This is a genomic window from Helicobacter pylori SA213A (assembly GCF_000476275.1).
In the GTDB taxonomy this organism is placed as follows: Bacteria; Campylobacterota; Campylobacteria; order Campylobacterales; family Helicobacteraceae; genus Helicobacter; species Helicobacter pylori_CL.
In genome coordinates this window covers 1-651 of the sequence record NZ_CBOM010000063.1, presented here as the reverse complement: position 1 = coordinate 651, position 651 = coordinate 1, and the positions used below count along the sequence as shown (strand labels likewise).

Below are 651 nucleotides of genomic sequence, written 5' to 3'. Positions count from 1 at the left end.
CTCTGTAGCACCACTATAGGAACTCAACCTATGGCGCACCTTCGCATCAGCGTCGAGTGAGGTGCTTGAAAATTTTTTATAAACTTCATTATTTTTATAACTCCCATTGTTCTTATACATTGTTTTTAAAGCTAATTCATTTTTCTTATTGATCGCTTGCTCCACCACTACCGCATAGCCGTTGATTTGTTTAAACGCCGTTATAGCTTCTTTATCGTATTTGTCTAAAGTCCTAAGGATTGCATCAGCGTTATTAACGATATATCTGTAATTCGCTATGTCTTCGTTCGTAACAGGGATTTCTCCATTTCTAACATTAACAGAATTAACGCCATGCCTTTTGAGTATGTGAGCGATAGCATCATGATCTAAACTCGCTCTTATGTTTTCAGGGTGTTTAAAGTTAGCGTCAGCTAAAAGTTCTAATTCTTTGTTAGAGGCTTTTTCTATAATCATTTTCTTGTTGTTTTTGTGTATAAATTCAACGATTTCATGGTTTAGGTTATTAGTTCCAAAAATGATCGCATCTCTCCCGCTTGTAGGGATTTCTGCGTTATTTAATAGCTCTTTGATTTGCTCGTTAGTGAGTTTTTCATTAGAAAAATCGCGCGCTTTTTCTTTGATTTCTTCGCTCGCTTGTTTAACGCCGTT

Annotated in this window: 1 protein-coding gene; it reads right to left on the bottom strand. The window is 36.3% G+C overall.

All coding sequences use genetic code 11. The features are described from left to right. Positions 1–651 (bottom strand): PBECR3 domain-containing polyvalent protein (locus tag QT74_RS07905; RefSeq protein WP_033765930.1); only part of this gene is annotated, 651 nt, incomplete at both ends.